The 18,463-nt window shown below is 60.2% G+C and carries 15 protein-coding genes; 9 read left to right on the top strand and 6 right to left on the bottom strand.

The genetic code is table 11. The features are described 5' to 3' along the window. Positions 1-228 precede the first annotated feature (228 nt). The 8 genes from V5E97_RS05945 to V5E97_RS05980 all read left to right on the top strand — a co-directional run bounded on the left by V5E97_RS05945 (position 229) and on the right by V5E97_RS05980 (position 13,103). Positions 229-2,418: a vWA domain-containing protein gene (locus tag V5E97_RS05945; RefSeq protein WP_406698373.1), complete on the top strand. Its 2,190-nt coding sequence runs from the start codon at positions 229-231 to the stop codon at positions 2,416-2,418. 96 nt (positions 2,419-2,514) lie between these two features. Beyond that, positions 2,515-4,683, top strand: a complete 2,169-nt coding sequence (locus tag V5E97_RS05950) for a vWA domain-containing protein (protein WP_406698374.1) — start codon at positions 2,515-2,517, stop codon at positions 4,681-4,683. Positions 4,684-5,212: 529 nt separating this feature from the next. Further along, positions 5,213-7,237 (top strand): M13 family metallopeptidase, encoded by a 2,025-nt coding sequence (locus V5E97_RS05955; RefSeq protein WP_406698376.1) that lies wholly within the window; start codon positions 5,213-5,215, stop codon positions 7,235-7,237. Positions 7,238-8,386: 1,149 nt separating this feature from the next. Beyond that, positions 8,387-8,890, top strand: coding sequence for a hypothetical protein (locus V5E97_RS05960; protein ID WP_406698377.1), 504 nt, complete (start codon positions 8,387-8,389; stop codon positions 8,888-8,890). Beyond that, positions 8,890-9,960 carry a hypothetical protein gene (locus V5E97_RS05965; protein ID WP_406698378.1) on the top strand — a complete coding sequence of 357 codons (1,071 nt, stop codon included), beginning with the start codon at positions 8,890-8,892 and terminating at the stop codon, positions 9,958-9,960. Before V5E97_RS05960 ends, V5E97_RS05965 begins: the two co-directional genes overlap by 1 nt. A gap of 239 nt (positions 9,961-10,199) precedes the next feature. After that, complete coding sequence (locus tag V5E97_RS05970; protein ID WP_406698379.1) at positions 10,200-10,628, top strand: hypothetical protein; 429 nt, start codon at positions 10,200-10,202, stop codon at positions 10,626-10,628. A 220-nt stretch (positions 10,629-10,848) separates the two neighbouring features. Continuing rightward, positions 10,849-11,820 (top strand): HD domain-containing protein, encoded by a 972-nt coding sequence (locus V5E97_RS05975; protein ID WP_406698381.1) that lies wholly within the window; start codon positions 10,849-10,851, stop codon positions 11,818-11,820. Positions 11,821-12,047: 227 nt separating this feature from the next. Continuing rightward, on the top strand, positions 12,048-13,103 hold the full coding sequence (locus tag V5E97_RS05980) for a hypothetical protein (RefSeq protein ID WP_406698383.1): 1,056 nt from the start codon (positions 12,048-12,050) through the stop codon (positions 13,101-13,103). Between the two features lie 452 nt (positions 13,104-13,555). Here V5E97_RS05980 and V5E97_RS05985 read toward each other — a convergent pair whose 3' ends face one another. The 4 genes from V5E97_RS05985 to V5E97_RS06000 all read right to left on the bottom strand — a co-directional run bounded on the left by V5E97_RS05985 (position 13,556) and on the right by V5E97_RS06000 (position 16,516). Further along, positions 13,556-14,035, bottom strand: coding sequence for a transposase (locus V5E97_RS05985; RefSeq protein ID WP_406698384.1), 480 nt, complete (start codon positions 14,033-14,035; stop codon positions 13,556-13,558). A 62-nt stretch (positions 14,036-14,097) separates the two neighbouring features. Continuing rightward, positions 14,098-14,901, bottom strand: a complete 804-nt coding sequence (locus V5E97_RS05990; RefSeq protein WP_406698385.1) for a transposase — start codon at positions 14,899-14,901, stop codon at positions 14,098-14,100. A 237-nt stretch (positions 14,902-15,138) separates the two neighbouring features. Continuing rightward, positions 15,139-15,441 carry a hypothetical protein gene (locus V5E97_RS05995; protein ID WP_406698386.1) on the bottom strand — a complete coding sequence of 101 codons (303 nt, stop codon included), beginning with the start codon at positions 15,439-15,441 and terminating at the stop codon, positions 15,139-15,141. A gap of 646 nt (positions 15,442-16,087) precedes the next feature. Next, on the bottom strand, positions 16,088-16,516 hold the full coding sequence (locus V5E97_RS06000; RefSeq protein WP_406698387.1) for a hypothetical protein: 429 nt from the start codon (positions 16,514-16,516) through the stop codon (positions 16,088-16,090). A gap of 128 nt (positions 16,517-16,644) precedes the next feature. On the opposite strand from V5E97_RS06000, the gene V5E97_RS06005 reads away from it, so the two are divergent. Then, positions 16,645-16,797, top strand: coding sequence for a hypothetical protein (locus V5E97_RS06005; protein WP_406698388.1), 153 nt, complete (start codon positions 16,645-16,647; stop codon positions 16,795-16,797). A 126-nt stretch (positions 16,798-16,923) separates the two neighbouring features. Here the strand turns inward: V5E97_RS06005 and V5E97_RS06010 are convergent, their stop codons facing one another. Beyond that, a complete protein-coding gene (locus V5E97_RS06010) occupies positions 16,924-17,172 on the bottom strand; it encodes a hypothetical protein (protein ID WP_406698389.1) in 249 nt (82 codons plus the stop codon). 529 nt (positions 17,173-17,701) lie between these two features. Continuing rightward, a complete protein-coding gene (locus V5E97_RS06015; RefSeq protein WP_406698390.1) occupies positions 17,702-18,178 on the bottom strand; it encodes a macro domain-containing protein in 477 nt (158 codons plus the stop codon). Positions 18,179-18,463: the final 285 nt, after the last annotated feature.

Here is an 18,463-nt window from a genome sequence, read left to right on the forward strand (position 1 = left end):
GACGCAGATTATCACAAACGGCGGGCGGGCTTCGGGACATTTTGCCGTGCCTGCCCGATGGACTCGAGGGCAATTGGGGCTGTCGACGCATCGGGTCGGCATCTGGATTCGAATCGGGGTTTGCCTTTTGAGCTTGTTTGAGAAAAACCTGATGGGTTCACAGCCTCGTTGGTCCGAAAAATGTGGAAGGGAACCGGATTGCCCGACCTGGGCAGGACGGCTAAGATAATGGATGGAATCAACGTATCGTTGATTCGTGACGATCCCGGCTGGCCTGGCCAACCGGAGGAGCCCGGTAACGCGACTCATAAAGGGACTTGGTTCCACCTCGACGACGGGGTAGGGGAGTCCTTTGAGGAGATGAGAACCGTGGGGATCCGAGCCGCAGTCCGGGAACAAATGGTCGCTCGTGCTCCCCAGGCGCCGAGCGAACAGGCGAGCGCGGTCGCCGAGGTTGAGCGTGAAGACTCCGGTTTTCGTGCCTTTCTTCGTGGCCTTGATCGGCGTTACCCGCAAGCCTCGCGCTGGCTGGGGGGACGGCTGGACATCGAGGTTCCGGCCATCCTGGTGAGCGTGGGCGTTCACGCGGTGCTCCTGCTTGGCCTGGGCATGGCGGGGCTCGCGGTCCAGAACGAGGTTCAACGCGAGTTTCAGAGCCGGGTGGAGGACCACACCACGCTCGGCGAGCTGGAAGCGAAGACCGATTTCCAGGATCTGGACATGGAGGATAAGCCCCTGACCAATACGCCGGTCGGGGGATCCTTTGCTCCGAACCTGGCGCCGACGGTCGTCACGGCTCCTCCAGGGGTCAGCATCGACCCGATGGACTCCGCCTCCGCGAAGCAGGCGTCGACGCTGCAGCTCGCCTCGCTCGACGTCAGCCAGGCCACCCGGGTCGCGGTGCCGACGGCCACACTGCTCGGCCAGACCGTGTCGATCAAAGGCAACGGCGCGGAGTATGCCGACGGGGTCGACGGGGCGGTCGATCGGATTGCCCAGGAGATCCTCGGTCGCCTGGAGAAAGGGCGGACCCTGGTGATCTGGGCGTTTGACGCCTCAGGCAGCCTGACCGTGGAACGCGAGAAGCTCGGCAAGCAGATCGACACGATTTACGGCCACATCGCCGAGCTCGACGGCAAGGAATTGAGTGCCGCGGGCGGTCTGCTCACCTCGGTCGTCGCCTTCGGCAGCGATCGGAGCGCGATGACCACGGCGCCGACCGCCGACAAGTCGGAGATCGTCAGCGCCATCAATTCGGTTCCTCTGGATACGACCGGGATCGAGACCACCTTCGGAACCGTCGCCGAGATCGTCCGCCGCTGGGGCCACTACAAGGACGCCCAGGGGAACCGATATCACGCGATGATCATCGTCGTGACCGACGAGGTCGGCGACGACGAGCCGCGGCTCGAAGAGGCGATCGACGTGGCTTCTCGGGCCAAGGTGCCGGTCTACGTCCTCGGCTCGCAGGCCCTGTTTGGCCGAGCGATGGGCGTGATGGACTATTTTGACCCCAAGTCCAAGCAGCGATTTCGCAACCTTCCCGTTCGCCAGGGGCCGGAGAGTGTCGCCCTCGAACAGATCAAGCTCCCATTCTGGTACGACGGCTACCAGTACGACCTGCTTGACTCCGGGTTCGGCCCGTACGCTCTGAGCCGCCTGGCCAACGCGACCGGCGGGATCTTCTTCGTGACCCGGATGGGCGCTTCCCGGATGGGGTTCGACCCGGTCATGATGCGCGAGTACAAGCCCGACCTGGTCAGTCGGCAGCAGTACGAGGCGGCCGTGGCCAAGCACCCGATCCGCCAGGCTGTACTCGAAGCGGCGCAGATCACGCAGCAACGGATGGGCCCCCAGCCGACATTGACGTTCCCCGCGGCCGACGGCCCTGAGTTCAAGGAAGTGATGGCCGATAACCAGACGAAGGCCGCGCTGACGGCCAACGCCGTGGATGAGGCCTTGGTGCCGATCATGCAGGCCGCCAAGCTGCGCGACCGTGAGACCTCGAGACGCTGGCAAGCCCACTACGACCTGATCCGGGGCCGGCTCCTTGCGATGAAGATCCGCTGCTACGAGTACAATTGGGCGTGCGCCTCGATGAAGAAGGACGCCCTCAAGTTCAAGAACGAGAACTCGAACGCCTGGAAACTCGTGCCCAGCGATGAGATCCGGTATAGTGACAAGGCAGCCTCCGCGGCCAAGCAGGCCAAGGACCTCCTGCAACGCGTCGTCGACGAGCATCCCAATACCCCCTGGGCCCTGCTGGCCAAACGCGAGTTGAAGGATGCCTTTGGTTTCAAGTGGGTTGAGACCTACGTCAAGCCGATCGAACGGCCCAAGATGGACTCCCCCGCCGCCAAGAGGCAGAAAGAGGCGATGAAGACTATGGCCAAACCAGTCGAGGTTCCGAAACTCTGAGGACTGATCCCTGTCGGGCGTTCGGTGGCCGCCCGGCGCGAGCTTTTGCGGGATCGGCGGCAAGCCTCCTCCTCAAGGCTTTGAGGATGATGTGTGATGGCTCTCCACGTTCCGACCCCTTCGTCGAGCGACGGCCTCTATAATCTGGCGGATTCCAATCCGCCAGCCATGGAACCCTTGCCGCCGACCGAGGAGCACGTCTCCCCCCCATCCGCCGCGGCGACGCCCGCGACCTCGTCACCCGCACCGGCTCCGGTCACCCCGGCGCCAGAGTCGGCCATCGCCCCCACACCCGCATCAACACCGACCGCTGCCGCGGACAAGGCCGGCGAGCCGCCTCAAACGCCGGCCGAACCGGCTCAAGCTGAGGCGCCCAAACCGAAGCCCAAAAAGAAGAAGCGACGCCGAAAGCGATACGATGCGCCGTCGTGGGTCGTCTCGTTCGTCATTCATGTGGTCGTTCTCACGATCCTGGGGGCGGCGACGTTCTCGACCGAAGTCCGCCAGGTGGTCGCCAACATCAACTCCGCCCTCGTTTCCGGTAAGGGGTCGGAGGAGGAAGCGCTTCACGTTCTGGCCACACCGGCCGAACAGCGGAGTGACGAATCGGCGGGCAGCGAAGGGTCGCAGGCCACGGCGAGTGATGGAGGAGGGGGCGGTTTCAGCGGGATTGGAACCGGTCCACCCTCGGCCACTCCACAGGTGCGTGGCGTCGGCCGCGGCATCGGCGAGGGGACGAGCCTTCCCGGCGTCAAGGTCGTTGCCAATATCTCGGGCCTGGGCATGATCCCGACCGCGACCAAGCTTGGCGTCGACCTCGGCAGCGGGGGCATGATCAGCGGAGACATCACCTTCGAGGCCAAGGAGGTGGGCGAGGCGCTCGATCAACTCGCTCGCGAGATCCTCAGACACCTCGGACAGCACAAGCTGACGGTCGTCTGGCTCTTCGATGAGTCGGCGAGCATGAAGGACGACCAGCGCGCCATCAAAGAGAAGTTCGACCAGGTCGCCTCGGCTTTGAAGATCAATGTCGATACCAGCAAGAAGCAGGCCGCGCCGCTCACTCATGCGATCGTCGGCTTCGGCCAGGAGACCCACTTCGAGCTGGAGAAGCCCACCTTCGAGATCGACCAGATCGGCAAGGCGATCGACCATCTCCGCGTCGACGAGACGGGGGTTGAGAATACGATGCAGACGATCCACGACGTGATCGGGCACTACTCTCCGATCATCAAGAAAGATCGTCGGCTGCTGATCGTGCTCGTGACTGACGAGTCGGGCGACGATGGCGACAAGATCGAGGAAGCACGCCAGGCGGCCATCGCGATGAAGGTCCCGATCTACGTGATCGGTCGGCAGTCGCTCTTCGGTTTTAGCACCGCCCGCATTCGCTACATCGACCCGGTGACCAAGGACGAATACTGGCCCGGGATTCGCCGAGGCCCGGAAACCGCCGACCTCGAGCTGCTCCAGTGGGACGGTTTGCACGATCGCTGGGAAGAGCAACCTTCAGGGTTCGCCCCCTACGAACTCGCCCGCCTGGCCAAGGACACCGGCGGAATCTACTTCCTGCTCCCCAGCGAAGAGGGCATGCGGGTCACTCAGCGCGAGAAGCTCTACTCGATCAAGACCCTCAAGGAATACGTACCCGAGTACGATAATCGCCTGGCCTACCGCGAGCGGCGGGCCAAGTCGGAATTTCGCCGGACCCTCTTCGCAATCATCCAGGAGACGAAGAGTTACCCGTTCCGCCGCCACTTTCCGATCAACCCGGCGGAGCTCATCCCCGCCTGCGAGGAAGCCTACCAGGTCGCAACCGAGCGGCTCAACGTCCTGTTGAAGATCGAGGAGCGGCTCACCGCCTTGAAGCCGCTCCGCGACCGCGAGCCGCTGAAGCGCTGGCAGGCGCACTACGACCTGATGCTGGCCCAGGTCGTTGCCTATCAGGTTAAGGCCTACGAGTACCGCGCCTGGATCGAGGAGATGGGTAAGTCGCCTCCCAAGCCCAAGGCGATGCCCAGCCAGTCGCTTGTCGTCGAATGGATCATCGACCACTCGCCGACCCGCAAAGCGCCCAAGGAGAACACCCAGAAGAAGTACGTCCAGGCCCAGGCCCTGCTCAAGCAGGTCATCGAGATGCACCCGAAGACCCCCTGGGCCGACCTGGCGCAAGACGAGCTCCGACGCGGCCTCGGCTGCCAGCGCAATGAGTGGCACCACAACCCCCAGTACGAAGAACGAGCCAAACTGATTCCGAAATATTAATCGTTTGGAGTTTGCGGCATCCAAGAAGAACGGGGAGCGAGCGTTCCCTGTTCCCTTGAGACTGTCGGCACGTTACCAGGGCTCTTCATCCGTCGGAAGACAGGGAGCTTACACTCCCCGCTCGCCTTTCAAAGGCGAGCGAAGACCAACGCGATCGTGGTGCCATGGATTTCGCTCGCCTCTTAAAAGGCGAGCGGGGAGCGTGAGCTCCCTGTCTTTGGACCTTCGCATGGGCAGGTACTTTTAATACAGTGGCAACGGCAAAGGTTGATGGATCCGGGCGGAAGACCCGGTAATGTGGCAAACATTGGTGTCAAGTCTCTTTTTCACTCTCCGAAATTGAGGCTTGACACTCGTTATTTTTGTGTGTAATCATGTTTATGTTGTGATAGTCAAGCAAAGGGGATGTGGAGAAGGGGTTTCTCTATTCCTTTTGTTGATGCGTGCATGTTGAGTGACGAGACGAGCATGGGCCCGCACCGGCGGATGGCGCGGGCCACGCCCCTTTGCATCCCGGAGACGTATTCGGATGAGACGACTGACCTGGGCCGCCTTTGCGCTGGCCTCGATCGTGACGGCCCTGTCTTTGAATGCCGCCGACGCCACCAAGTCGGGGATCGACAAGAGTTTTGTCGACAAGTCCGCCCGCCCGCAGGACGACCTGTATCGCCACGTCAACGGCGTCTGGCTCGATACCGCGGAGATCCCGGCCGACCGCGCGCAGGACGGCGCGTTCTACAAGCTCCGCGACCAGGCCGAGGCCGACCTCCGCGTTCTGATCGAAGCCGCCGCCAAGGGTGAGGGGGAGCAGACCCCCGAGGCCAAGAAGGTCGGCGACCTGTTCGCCAGCTTCATGGACGAGGCCGCCGTCGACTCCCTGGGCGCCACGCCAATCGCCGAGGACCTGGCCAAGGTCAAGGCCATCGCCGACAAGCCAGCGCTCGTGAAGGCCCTGGCCGAGTTCGGCAAGGCGGGCGTCACCGGCCTGTTCTCGGCGGGGGTCAACACCGACGCCAAGCAGTCCGACCGCTACATCATCTACCTGGGCCAGAGCGGCATCGGCCTGCCCGACGAGTCGTACTACCGCGACCCCAAGTTCCAGGAGAAGCGCGACGCCTACGTCGGCCACATCGCCCGGATGCTCAAGCTGGCCGGCCTGCCCGACCCCGAGGGCTCGGCCAAGACGATCCTGGCGCTGGAGACCCGCCTGGCCAAGAGCCACTGGGACCGCGTCAAGAGCCGCGACGACACGCTCACCTACAACAAGAAGGACCGCAAGGCACTGGTCGAGCTGGCCCCGGGCTTCGACTGGCCCGCCTACTTCGACGGCATTGGTGCGAAGGGTGTTGAGGAGGTCGTGGTCGCCCAGCCCGACTACTTCACCGCGTTCGCCAAGGGCCTCGACGAAGTGCCGCTCGCGGACTGGAAGACCTGGCTCGCCTGGAACGTGATCCGCCACTACGCCCCGATGCTGAGCCAGCCGTTCGTCGACGAGAGCTTCGAGTTCTACGGCAAGACCCTGACCGGCACGACCGAGAACCGCCCTCGATGGAAGCGCGGGGTGGCGACCGTCGAGGGGATGCTCGGCGAGGCGATCGGCAAGATCTACGTCGCCAAGCATTTCCCCCCCGCCGCCAAGGCGCGGATGAAGCAGCTTGTCGCCAACCTGATCGAGGCCTACCGCCGCGACTTCGAGTCGCTTGACTGGATGGGCTCCGAGACCAAGAAGAAGGCGATCGAGAAGCTCGCCAAGTTCACCCCCAAGATCGGCTACCCCGACGAATGGCGTGACTATTCCAAGCTCAATATCCGCCGCGACGACCTGATCGGCAACGTCCGCCGCTCGGCCGCGTTCGAGACGGCGCGCGAGCTGGCGAAGCTCGCAAAGCCGGTCGACCGCAACGAGTGGTTCATGACCCCGCAGACGGTCAACGCTTACTACAACCCGGGGATGAACGAGATCGTCTTCCCGGCGGCGATCCTCCGCCCGCCCTTCTTCGACATGGACGCCGACGACGCGGTCAACTACGGCGGCATCGGCGCCGTGATCGGACACGAGATCGGCCATGGGTTCGACGACCAGGGGTCGAAGTACGACGGCGACGGCAACCTCAACGACTGGTGGACCGACGCCGACCGCGCCGAGTTCGAGAAGCGTGCCAAGCTCCTGATCGAGCAGTACAACGCCTTCGAACCCGCCCAGATGCCCGGCCAGCACGTCAACGGCGCCCTCACGATCGGCGAGAACATCGGCGACCTCGGCGGCCTGACCATCGCCCACAAGGCGTACCGGATCGCCCTGGACGGCAAGCCGTCCCCGACCCTGGACGGCCTGACCGGCGACCAACGCCTATTCGTCGGCTGGGCGCAGGTCTGGCGCTCGAAGACCCGCGACGCCGAGCTGATCCGCCGCCTGGCCGTCGACCCGCACTCGCCGACCGAGTTCCGCTGCAACGGCGTGGTCCGGAACATGCCCGAGTTCTACGAGGCGTTCGGCGTCAAGGAGGGTGACAAGCTCTATCTTGCCCCCGACCGCCGCGTCCGGATCTGGTGAGTTAACCCGACCTCCGCTCGCCCGGGATGGACCTGGTTCCATCCCGGGCGACCAAGAGGACTGTTGGCCAGGCACCTAGAGCACACCAAGTTTCCCTTTTAAGTGCCTCGTCAACATGTCATGTATAATTGATTCTGAATGCAGGTCCATTCAATAATTTCGTGGAGGTGACGTCGTGACCATTGCGGTAAGATGCTCAAATTGTGGAAGTGCTGTCCCGGTTCCCAAAAGTATTAATAGCACCAATATCGAATGTGTTAGCTGTGGGAAGCGAATCGACGTGGAACCCACGGGATTGGGCGGACCTGCGCAGCAGAACCCAATCTCCGCGACTACCAACCAGCGAGCCGAGACTTCGATAGGCAAAGTCAAGGATTGCACGTTCTGTGGGGAAACGATATTAGCCGTTGCTCAGAAGTGCAAGCATTGTGGGGAGTTTTTCGGAGTACGACCCAACGCATGGAACGGTCCCGCCGCCGTCCTGAGTTATTTTCAACCTGGACTGGGGCAGTTGTACAGAGGATGGCTTTTCTTAGGCCTTTCTTGGAGTTTGTTAGTTCTAGGCATGTACGCGATATCATTCGTACTGCTCAAGATCGGACGAGAGCCGGGTGCAAATGCGATAGCGTCCTTGTTTTTTTGTGTCTTAGGTGTTCTTCTTCACTTCTTATGTGTGTTAGATGCCGGGAAATTCACCTCAAAGCCTAGCCGTCTTCCATATGTCATACTTCCAGCATTTCTCTTTGTGGGTGTCCTGCTTGCGAGCGTAATCTTCAAGGAAAGTCTTTGAAGTTGAATTCGGAGGCTTCCGTAATATTGATAAAATGTGCCCAGTCTAGTCAGGCACTTCAGTGGCGAGGCCTGGAGAATCCCGTGAAGAGATGTACCTGGTCGCCACCCTCCTCGATAGACTTTCCAAGTTACTCGCCTTATCCGCTTTAGGTGCATGGCCACCGACTCTGCTGCGATCTTAAACCGTCGAGTATTTAATTTCTTCTCCCATCAGGAGTTAGGGCAAAGCACAAGATTCCCCATCGGGGACTTTCTCAACTCCGCCATTAATTTGGGGAACTCCGTGGACAATTCGATACTGAACACGTCCAATCAGCAGGCGGCCTGACCACGCTGACCACCACGGAGTTCCGCGCCATGGAGATGGTTGCCCACATCCGACGCCGCTTGGCCAACGCCCGAACCGTTCTGTTCGGTGCTCACGGCGAGATCACCCGCCACGCCCAGGACCAGGGACAGAGCCGGCAAAGCCTTTACCGCGACGCCGCCGCCGTCGTCGTTGCGGTCGAAGGGACGCTGACTCAACAGCGCCTCGAGGCGCTCGAAGCTCGCCTGGCTGAGCAGACTGCCTTGCTGAAGCAGTTCGAGGCCCGGCTGCAACGCGCCGTCGAGATCACCGCCGACATGCAAGCCGCGTTCGTCAGTAAGGCCCAGGCCGAAGGGGTCAGCCTCCCCGTCGCCCGTCGGCTCCTGGCCGTGATGCTGGGACCCAAGACGCCCAGCGTCGCGACCTTGGGCCGGGCCTCCGCCGCGGCGGCACGCCGCTCGCGTCAACTGCTCGAGGTGCTCGACGACGTCACGCGGCCCCGGGTCATGCAAGCGGCCGCCGATGAAATTTTTTCGGCCCGACCCCCGTCCTAATGACCGTCGAACCGGCGAGTCTCTGTTGGGTCACGGGCCTCATGACCGAGCGCCGCGATGGCCTGACGTGGGCGGCGAGCTTCGCCAAGCTCCCCGCCTTGCAGTACGTCGTCAGCGACGGTGGGACCGGCCTGCTCAAGGGGTTGGACCTGGTCCGGGCCGCGCGGCGGCGTGACGGTGAGACGCGATCGTTGGATCAATGCCTGGACGTCTTCCACACCGTCCGCGAGGGACGGCGCGCCCTGCGGTTGACCTGGCGGCGAGTCGCCAAAGTCATGGATCAGGCCGTGGCTCAGGACCGGGTGGTCGCGCGCCGGGGGCGGAACGGTCAGTCCTGCAAGGGCCATGGCGCCAGCGCGGCGGCGACCTGGAGTCGGGCCGAACGGATCTGGGATCAGGCGCTGGCCGTGGAGGCGGCCTGGGATCAGGCACGCGGGGCGTTGGAACTGTTCACCGCAGCGGGTCGGCTGCAGGATCGACCGCAGGCCGAGGCGATCCTGGCCGAGGCCCTCCCACGGCTGAGGGGAACGGAGTGGGCCAAAACCCGACGGCTGCTCAGCCGTCCCGAGTCCTTGGCCTTCCTGGATCGGGTGCAGGCGGGGTTGAGGGAATTGTCACTGGATCCCGCGGTCCTCGAAGCGATCCTCGAACTGGAGGGCCTGAGCCGCCAGCGCGATCGTTCGGCGGAGGATTCGGTAGCGGCCGCGGTGAGGCGGGGGCGAGTCCTGGTCCGCACGGTGCAGTTAGCCCGGGCTGATCCAGACTGGCCGGAGTCGGCGACGCGGGTCCGCCACGTGCTTCGCAACGCTTGGCGCGCCAGCAGCCTGGTCGAGTGCCTCAACAGTGTCGCGCGGATGCAGCAATCGCGGCACCGCCGGATGACACAAGGCCTGCTGGACCTGAAGCGACTGTACTGGAACCTTCGACGGTTCCGCACCGGCCGCCGACGTGACCAGACACCGTATGAGTTACTGGGGGTGGCGCTGCCCGCATTGGACTGGTGGGAGCTGCTCAAGCTATCACCTGAACAACTCCGCCAACATCTGTCCGCGCAAAGAGTTGGGGAATGAGAAAGTCCCCCCCATCGTCTCTGCGACAAACGACAGGTGCTGGAGGGCCACTAGTTGTTTCAGGGGCCCACTGCCCGATGAGACGTCTCGGGCGTGATAGACGTAGACTAGGATGGAGAGGTAAAATTCCTGACCGTCAACAGTTAGGGCTTGAAGGCCGACCCCGCATAACGTAGGTTCACTACACATTCCGAGTGCCTGCCGGAAGGGATGACCCGCTTGCGGGAAGGAGGCTCCAAGTGTCCCGAATGCACGACGTTGCTCAGATGCTAGTTTCGTGCTGGGTCCTGAGCGATGAAGAGGACCGGTCGATCCCGACTTCGCATGGGCTGTTGGACCGAGCCCTCTACCGAACCATGGAGGCCACCGCATTCCCTGACTGGATGCGTCAAGAACTTCAGTTCACTGACTCCCGCATCGGGCTTCAGTGCGTTGGGCTGCCCGACGTGCTCGATTGGGCCCAGCGGTCGGAATTGACCTCGGCCCCAAACCCTTCCTACCACTCGCTGCAGGTCCAAATTAGCCCGAGGGTCGCCCGGAGACTGCTCCGGGACTTGGGAGTCGCGGCAGAGGATGCGGCCTCCTGGGGGAAAGCCCTTCGCGAGGGGCTTGAGAGGGCGAAGGACGAGCTGATGGAGTACAACCTCTCTGCTACTGAGGAAGGTTGACACCCGGGCATCCTGGGGCAATCATCTTTCCTCTTGACGATTAGGGATGGCCATGTCCGATCCGCCTACATTGCGAAAGCGTCTCGGCGAGGAAGGGCGTGGGCTCTGGACCGATTTATCGGAGCTGGCTCAACGGTGGTGTGGGCCCATCATCCCGCGTCTCCTCACGCGTCGGCCGAACTCCCAGTTCCCTAAGACTGTCAATGACCCCATTTGGGGTGTGATTCAGCTGTATCCCTGGGAGACGGCCATCCTCGACAGCCCGCTGATGCAGCGGCTTCGCGGGGTTCGTCAGCTAGGGATGGCTTACTACGTTTATCCTGGTGCAGGCCACGACCGCCTCGAACATTCCCTAGGTGTCGTCGAAGCCGCCGATAGGATGATCCGTGCCCTAGTCCGCAACGCGGGCCATAGGAGGAGGTTCGGCTCGGACGTGGATGAGATGATCCCGGTTCCGGACGACCTCGATGACGACATAGTCTCCACCCGGCTTGCCGCCCTGCTTCACGACGTTGGCCATGGGCCTTTCTCTCATGCCACGGAATTCCTTCTGAGGGATCGCTATTCCGAAGATTTCAGGAAGATCGAGGCCGTCCTTCGTCAGGAGTTCGAGGGTGTGTCTCGGATCGCCCCCTCGGAGATCATTGCGGTATTGATCGTCCTCAGTGATGCGATGAGAGAGGTCTTGGTTCACCCGAACTTCGGTGCCAGTAATAGGCCCGAGGGGCTTGCACCCGCTATCGCAGCACGAATTCTCGGTTCCCGCTCCTATCTGAAGGCGACCTACCTGTCGGGGATCGTGAGTGGACCGTTGGATGCGGACAAACTCGACTACATGGCCCGTGACAGCCACCACTCCGGCCTGCCGTTAGGCCTAGACTTAGACCGACTGATTAGCAAGCTGGAGGTCGTGACCGTTACTCCTGAGAATGCACCGAATCCGGAACTTCGGAAGCGGGCCGAGAATGCACCGAAGCGTCGGTTCTACGACATAGGAATCTCGCTGACTGGGCTCGGTGCCTACGAGCAGATGATCGTGGGTCGGGTCATCCTCTACGATCGAGTCTATTACCATCACAAGGTCCGCTCAGCAGAGGCTATGATACGTCGGCTCATTGCACTGGCCGAACAGGAGAACGGGCGTCCTTTGCCCTCTCTGAACTCTTCCATGATAGTTCCGACGATAGTGTGATTGGGATACTCAGCGGGCGGGTCGGATCAGAGGGGCTGGCGTCCGGCGGGGAAGGATCTCGCAAGATGGGACGGGCGATCCACCAGCGGGAGATTTATGGGCGAGCTTTTGGATTGGCGGCCCGATTTATCGGGGGCCTAGAAGGACTGCCGCAGACCGAACAGCGGGACACTCGGGCCTTGCTCTGGACCCCGGTTCTAAAGGCCCTGTCGGACGATGCCAGCCGCTTGGAACTCGAGACGATGGTCTACGATAAGGCTCGGGAAGTCGCCCTTGTGGTCCCTGAGCTAAAAGAGATTGCCGAGGGCCTTCGACCGGAGCACGTACTGGTAGACCTTCCATTGAATAAGGTCGTCGCCAGAGGTGGGGATATTCTGACCAGGACACAGGAGGGGCACGTCGGGACGCCCAACCTATTCTTCGACCCCGAGAAATGGTCCCAGGCCTACGAGCACCAAAAACAGTGCGGGTTCGTCTTCGCCCCGAGAGAGGCCATTCCTCTCATCTCCCTTGCCGCCCGGATTGTCTTCTATGATCGCTTTCAAATCGCAATGACTACGTCAGCCGAGCATGCTGCCAAGTGCATGGGGGTAGTTCGGACCGAGTGGATTGACCAGACCGCCGCTGCGGGGGCCTGCTCGGCTGAATGTCTGGCTGCCCTTCGAGAAGAACGGCCACGTCTGGTCCCCATCCGTGAAGAGGATGTCCTTCTACCGGACGAGTGGCGGACTGCTGATCCGACTCTGGCTCGGAGACTCGCAGAAGGATTCCAAGACGCAGTGCCAGCGGGGTTCCCCGCCAGTGTCCACAACGCCATCCGGGACGCCATCCCCAGTCTGGCATCGTTCTTGGACATGACTGAGCAGGGCGGGACGTTCATTGGCTTGGACAAGCTGTCAGAGCGGGAGCTCCAGTCTCGTCTGCGTGATCACCTGCGGTCCAGGAGTATCCGCATCGTCGAGGGTTCCGAGGTGGGCGGTGGAGAAACCGACTTGCTCCTGCCTGGGGAGTTGGTGATCGAGAACAAAGTCGCAGGGGAGGTGGCCAAGCCTCTCGATTACGGGCCTAATTACTGCTGGCAAGGCAGACGCTACTCCATCGCCGTCTGTCGGAAGGTGGTATTCGTGGTCCTCGGTTATCGTCCAGCGAATGAAGAAGCCATCCTGCCCTTGACCAGCCGGCTCGTGGTCGAGCCTATAGGCAGTGGCCCCGATGCTCTTGCCCAAGTGCGGATCGTCGTGCCATGGGGGCATTCGGTACCAAGCCGCGTGAAGGCTCCTTGAAACGTATTTGTTATGTTCTGGATCAAGGGTCGTTGAAGAAATAAATTGCGGTGTCATGGAAGAGTTGGCGAGGTCGGACGATCAACTCAACTTTTATCAATCCCCGGGCGTCTCTTCCAAGACGTGGCGGAGTGTGGTTTGGGCTGTCGGGTTGTGACACTGCCCCCGTCCTTTTTCAGGGCGAGCTTCAATAAGTTCCTTGCGGCCTTATGGGATGCTTTGTAACCAGCGACCGGTACTGGCGGGGGTAAAGCTGTTATTGATCCAGTCGTAGCATGCCCCGGCAGTTCTACGAGCTCACCGTCTCGTAGCCGAATCGGAAGCGACGGGGATGCACCAGGTTTTCGGGCGGAAGGGCTTGATTCCCAGGAACCGTCGAAGGTCTTGTCTTATGATTGAAGGGGGCATTCTGAATGGGCGAAAAAAGGGGGATATGGCGGAATGGCATGAACCTAAGAAATAACTCCTTGGCCCATAAGGTCGTTACGAAGTTCCGCTCGTGGCTTTTTCATCAACGGGTACTGCTTCGGTCTTCGCTTCTTCACGCGGGGTTCGACGCGATCGGGGCGATCAGGATTGACGATTAACTCTGGCAATTCATCTCCCGGTTTCGCCTGCATCAACCAACGCAGTGCGTCGATAAAGCTGATCCGCTCCACCGCCACCTTTTGACGTTTCGCCGCCTCCATCATCACTAGACATGCCAAATTGTAAAGAATTGCATAAACTGCCAATTCCTTGAGGACGCCTTCCGTAGTCATGCATTTCAATACATCCATTTTCATAGTCTGCTTCAAGTGACGCAGATTCAGCTCAACTCGCCATCTCATTCCATAGAGTTTTGCTAGCGCTCCAGCGGGTAAAGCTCGGCGTCCAGGAGCGTCGTCACCAGCGTCACAGACTTCGTCCGGAACCCGGACGGCCCACATCATATCGCAATTCGCGGACCACCAACGTGTCCGGCAACGCCGCGTATTCCTCCGCCGTCATCCACTCAGGAGCATCCACGGGTTTGAACCATTCGACGACTTGATCGAGCATCCCAAGCCCTCGCAGCCAACGCGATCGGGGAGCCCTTCTGCGTGTTTTTCACCGAGATGAAAGTGCGGACGCCCGGCGTGAAGTCGACGATCTGACGCTGATGTATGCGAAATACCGCGTGAACAAGCCGTCGGCTTAACATCGCAACATGAGCATAGGAACTGAGACCTCGGTCAACGACCATGATGTCGTCCGCTTGCAGCGTCGGATGGATTCCACCCACCTGCGACATGTCGTGAGTCCGTAACGGCGCTGCGACGACATCCAGAAGGAGGCCGGTGCCGGCGTGGAACAACGCCAGGATCTTGGCGACGGGAAACCCACATCCGGGCGACTGATTGCCGGGCTGACCGAACTTGGCCTGGAGCTCCGGAGTGTCGGGCATGGAGAACGACGAACCATCGACCAGCCAGGTGCGGTGGCCGCGCCACAGGCCTTGGGTTTGGGTGTCCGGAACCAACCCCTTGAGCAGGTTGCGGAGTACGGTCTGGAAGACCGCCAAGGGCAAGAAACGACGCGCCTGACAGTAGGCCGTGGCGGTAAAGCTGCGACCGCTGAACAGCGAGATGTGGGTCAGGGCGGTGTTGCCATGGATGACCTGGATCACAAACCAGTGGAGAATCGCGGGTGGAGTGAGCACGCATTGCCGCCAGGTATGCCCCACGGAGCGACAGGCCTCGAAGATGGATTCGGGGGCGAGATGGAGGGCAATGTCTTGTCGAATCTGCGTGACAATGGTATCAATCCGGTGATGCATCAGAGGGCCTCTTGTGCACGTTGCTGTCGTTAAGCAACTCCATCGTGCCAGGAGGCCCTTCTTTTCTCAACCTCTACAACCGCTTCGCCTTACCGTTGGCTTCATGCCATTCGGGATATAGCGATTATCGGCAACTGTCGATAATCGCTATATCCCCCTTTTAGTGCCCCCGTTCTGCGTATGCAACGCAAACGTGAGTTGCGATAATCACTGCATCAGGCAAACGAAAGCTTAGAATTATGCCCCCTCGTTTTCAAGAATTCTGTCGAGGGCTTTCCAGTAACCAACATAGGCAGTCTCAATATGATCGCGTGCGAAAGTGCTGTCAATCATGATCAGGCACCTTTTGTATAGTTCTCTCGTTCCCGTGGCATAGTACCTATGCCTGAGGATATTCTCGTCTCCAATCAACGTCGGCAGCTCGTGAAGATGCTCAATTTCGCATTTGCAGTATTCATGCTCACCGAGGCGCAACGCCTTGCGAACCGACACCAGTCCGCACATTAAGATTCGCTGATAAATCCAGTCCAGCTCACTCATGATCCGAAGCCTCCCAAAGCCGCCGCACTTGCGGAATTGTCCCCGCGTGCCAGCGGCATTAGTCGCCTGGGTAGTCACTCAGGCCTGATCTCGACAGGCAAATGTGTAACTTTGTGCCAAAGAGCGTTCTCATATCGAAGATTATAAAGGAACATTCTTGATTCTTGAAAGTAGTCAGCGCAAGCTGGATAAGATTATCCCTGCGAGCCTTCTCGTAGTATCCCATTTTGCCCAGATCGCGGCAATATTGACGAAAGTCCCCTTTTCGATCCGAAAAGGCTTTCGTTTTGCTTATTCCAATCATGATTGCAGGAATTCATGTAATGAAAAATCGAGTTGATTTCAGAAAATTGAATTATTTGCTGACGCGACTTGTAAATCGCATTTTTGACTATTGGATGTTTGTTTGATTTGTCATTGCGTTAATGATTTACTTGTTTTTCGTGATAATTAGTGCGTTAGGCTTAGTGCGCTAAAATCTGTCGGGAAACGGTCAATCAGAGCCTAGGCGAGGATGGCGTTGAATAATCGCCATCTTGATCATGCCGCCAGAGTTCTTGGCGGTCTTCTCCAACCATGAGAGGATCTGGCGACACTCCTTCAGCCAGCCGATCAGGCATTTGATAAGGGTGTAACCCGCCGGGCGCTACGCCGCCGTTTGTTCATATAGCCTATTTTGCTCGCGACGAATCCGGTGTTCGACGAACTCGGCCCATTGATCATTGAGGTACGTGGCACGGAGATGCAGCATGGCTTGGGCGCCTCTCACCGTCCATCGCATCCCGGTCTGCTCCATCCGGTCCTTCACGAGGTGGCGGCACGCCCCCTCGGCCACACCGCTGCCAATCGGATAGCCGGCCTTGAGGTGCTGGTCGTAGGCCATGTGCCTGCGGTTGTTCTCGAGGTACGTAATCGCCGACTCCAGTGCCTTACGCCTCGAACCGCTCAGGTGATGCTTCGTCAGGCGTTGGCGGAGACCGCCAATGGGAAGATTGAAATGGATATTCTTAAATCTTGAAGTGGTTAGCTCAAGCTGGATAGGATTATCCCTGCGAGCCTTTTCGTAGTATCCCATTTTGCCCAGATCGCGGCAATCTTGGCGAATGTCCTCTTTTCGATTCGTCGAAGCAAGATGAGAGCGTTTAATCACACTTTGTCTACGTGTTCGAAAGCGATGGCTCGCACGCTCTCGGGGAGGTAGGCGTGCCGGATCGCATCATTGCCGACCCCGATCGCATGATCCGGCATCTCGAGCGCTTCTGCGAGTGCCCGATGCCGCTCCAATTCGCCGGCCAGAGTCGCGTCCTCCTCGAGAAGGTCTTCCCGCAGGATCGCCTCAACCCTATCGGCAGCTGAAGGGACCCCGAAAGCCTTGCAGAGCTCATCGCAATCACCTCCATCTGGGGGGAGAGGCTCGGAGTCGGGATCGAAGTAAGCGGGAGACGAGTTATACACATGACGCACATCTCCGTAGAGGAAAAGTCAGTAGAAGAGCACGTCGTCGTCATGAAGGATGACTCCCATAACCGGGCACTCGAGGTCGAGAGAGAGTTGGCGTCCCATCCCTTCGATCACGTCGAAGTGCTGACGTTCCGACTCTCGGTCGTAGACCGTAGTGAAACCGTTCATGGTGGGGCTGACATAGGCCGAGCGCCTCAAGCATCGGACGGCGTCAACAACTTGTCGATGGTCGGGGCCATACAATGTGAAGTTCGAGTAGAACAAGCCCATCGATGTGAAAACCTCTCGAATAGTCGGCAGTCAAATCCACCGTGCTGAGGAACACTAGCCCTTGCTCAAGCGAGTCCCAACGATTGACATAGGGCTGGCAATGGGTTTGATACCTTATTTTTAAGGAGAAAACCACCCGAAGGAATTCGGAGCGATGTGTCGATTTCGAGTGAGCGAATTTCTTGATTCCTTCGGTTCGTTTCGCCCTTGATTTATAGGGTCGAAAAAGGGGTCGGGAGTGAATGGCACGAGATTAAGAGCGGGCGTGCACTGGTTTTCGTCGCAAAAACAGTGTACAGGAGCCTGAAAAGGTACTGTACGGAAACCTTATCCTCGTACCATTCGGGTCGGGAGTGAATGGCACGAGGTTAAGAGCGGGCGTGCACTGGTTTTCGTCGCAAAAACAGTGTCCAGGAGATTGGGAAACTACTGTACGGAATCCTTGTCCTCGTAACATTCACTCCCGACCCCTTTGCTTCGTTCGACCCCTTTTTCTTCGTTCGGGCGCTGGCCGAGGCGAGATGGCCCATCAGCCGAAGTCGTAGACTGTCACCTTGACCGCTTGCGAGGTCAGTTCGTCGGAGATGATCGGCTCGATCTCCTCCCAACGCCCTCCGGCCAAGCCGCAGCCGATCCGGGGCATGTGGACGCTCGCCCCCAACGTCCTGGCCTCAACGGCCAGCTTCTTCAGACAGGCACGCACCGCCTCGTAACGGATCGGCGGGCCGTTCGAGCCCGTCTTCATGCCTCTCTGGGCCACCATGTTGGCGACCCAGACATATGGCTCGACCTGGACAAGCCGGATCGCACCGAGGCCGAAATCATTCCGCGAGCGGCCCTTGTGCCAGGCACGATACTCCTCTTCTGGCCCCGCCCAACGCTTGGAAATGGCGAGGACGAACCCCTTGCCCCATCCGCCGAGGTCGTTGCAGACGTGGGCGATGACCTTGTTCCCCTTGGCCTGCGGCTGGGTGGCATCTCCCCTCACATAGCTGATCGTTGCCATCGCCTCGGACCTCCTGTGTCGCCTCCGGTAAGCCCCGGCCCCCGAACTCTACCGTCGGATCGCTGCGTAGGGCCAGAGCCCCGACTCTTCGGTCAGCGAACCGGGGATCGGAGACGTGTGTCTTCGAGGGCGTTGCCGTTCGGCGGGCGAACTTTGCCGAGCCCTTCGGTGTGATGGGCATCATGGCCCTCTGGGCTTGGACAGGGCGACCGACGTGGAGGTTCGAGACATGTCCGACGTGCGGGCCCAGGAGAAACGGGGCTGGTCAAGGGACTTGCCCTGACC

The organism is Singulisphaera photorubra (assembly GCF_045290345.1).
Classification (GTDB): domain Bacteria; phylum Planctomycetota; class Planctomycetia; order Isosphaerales; family Isosphaeraceae; genus Singulisphaera.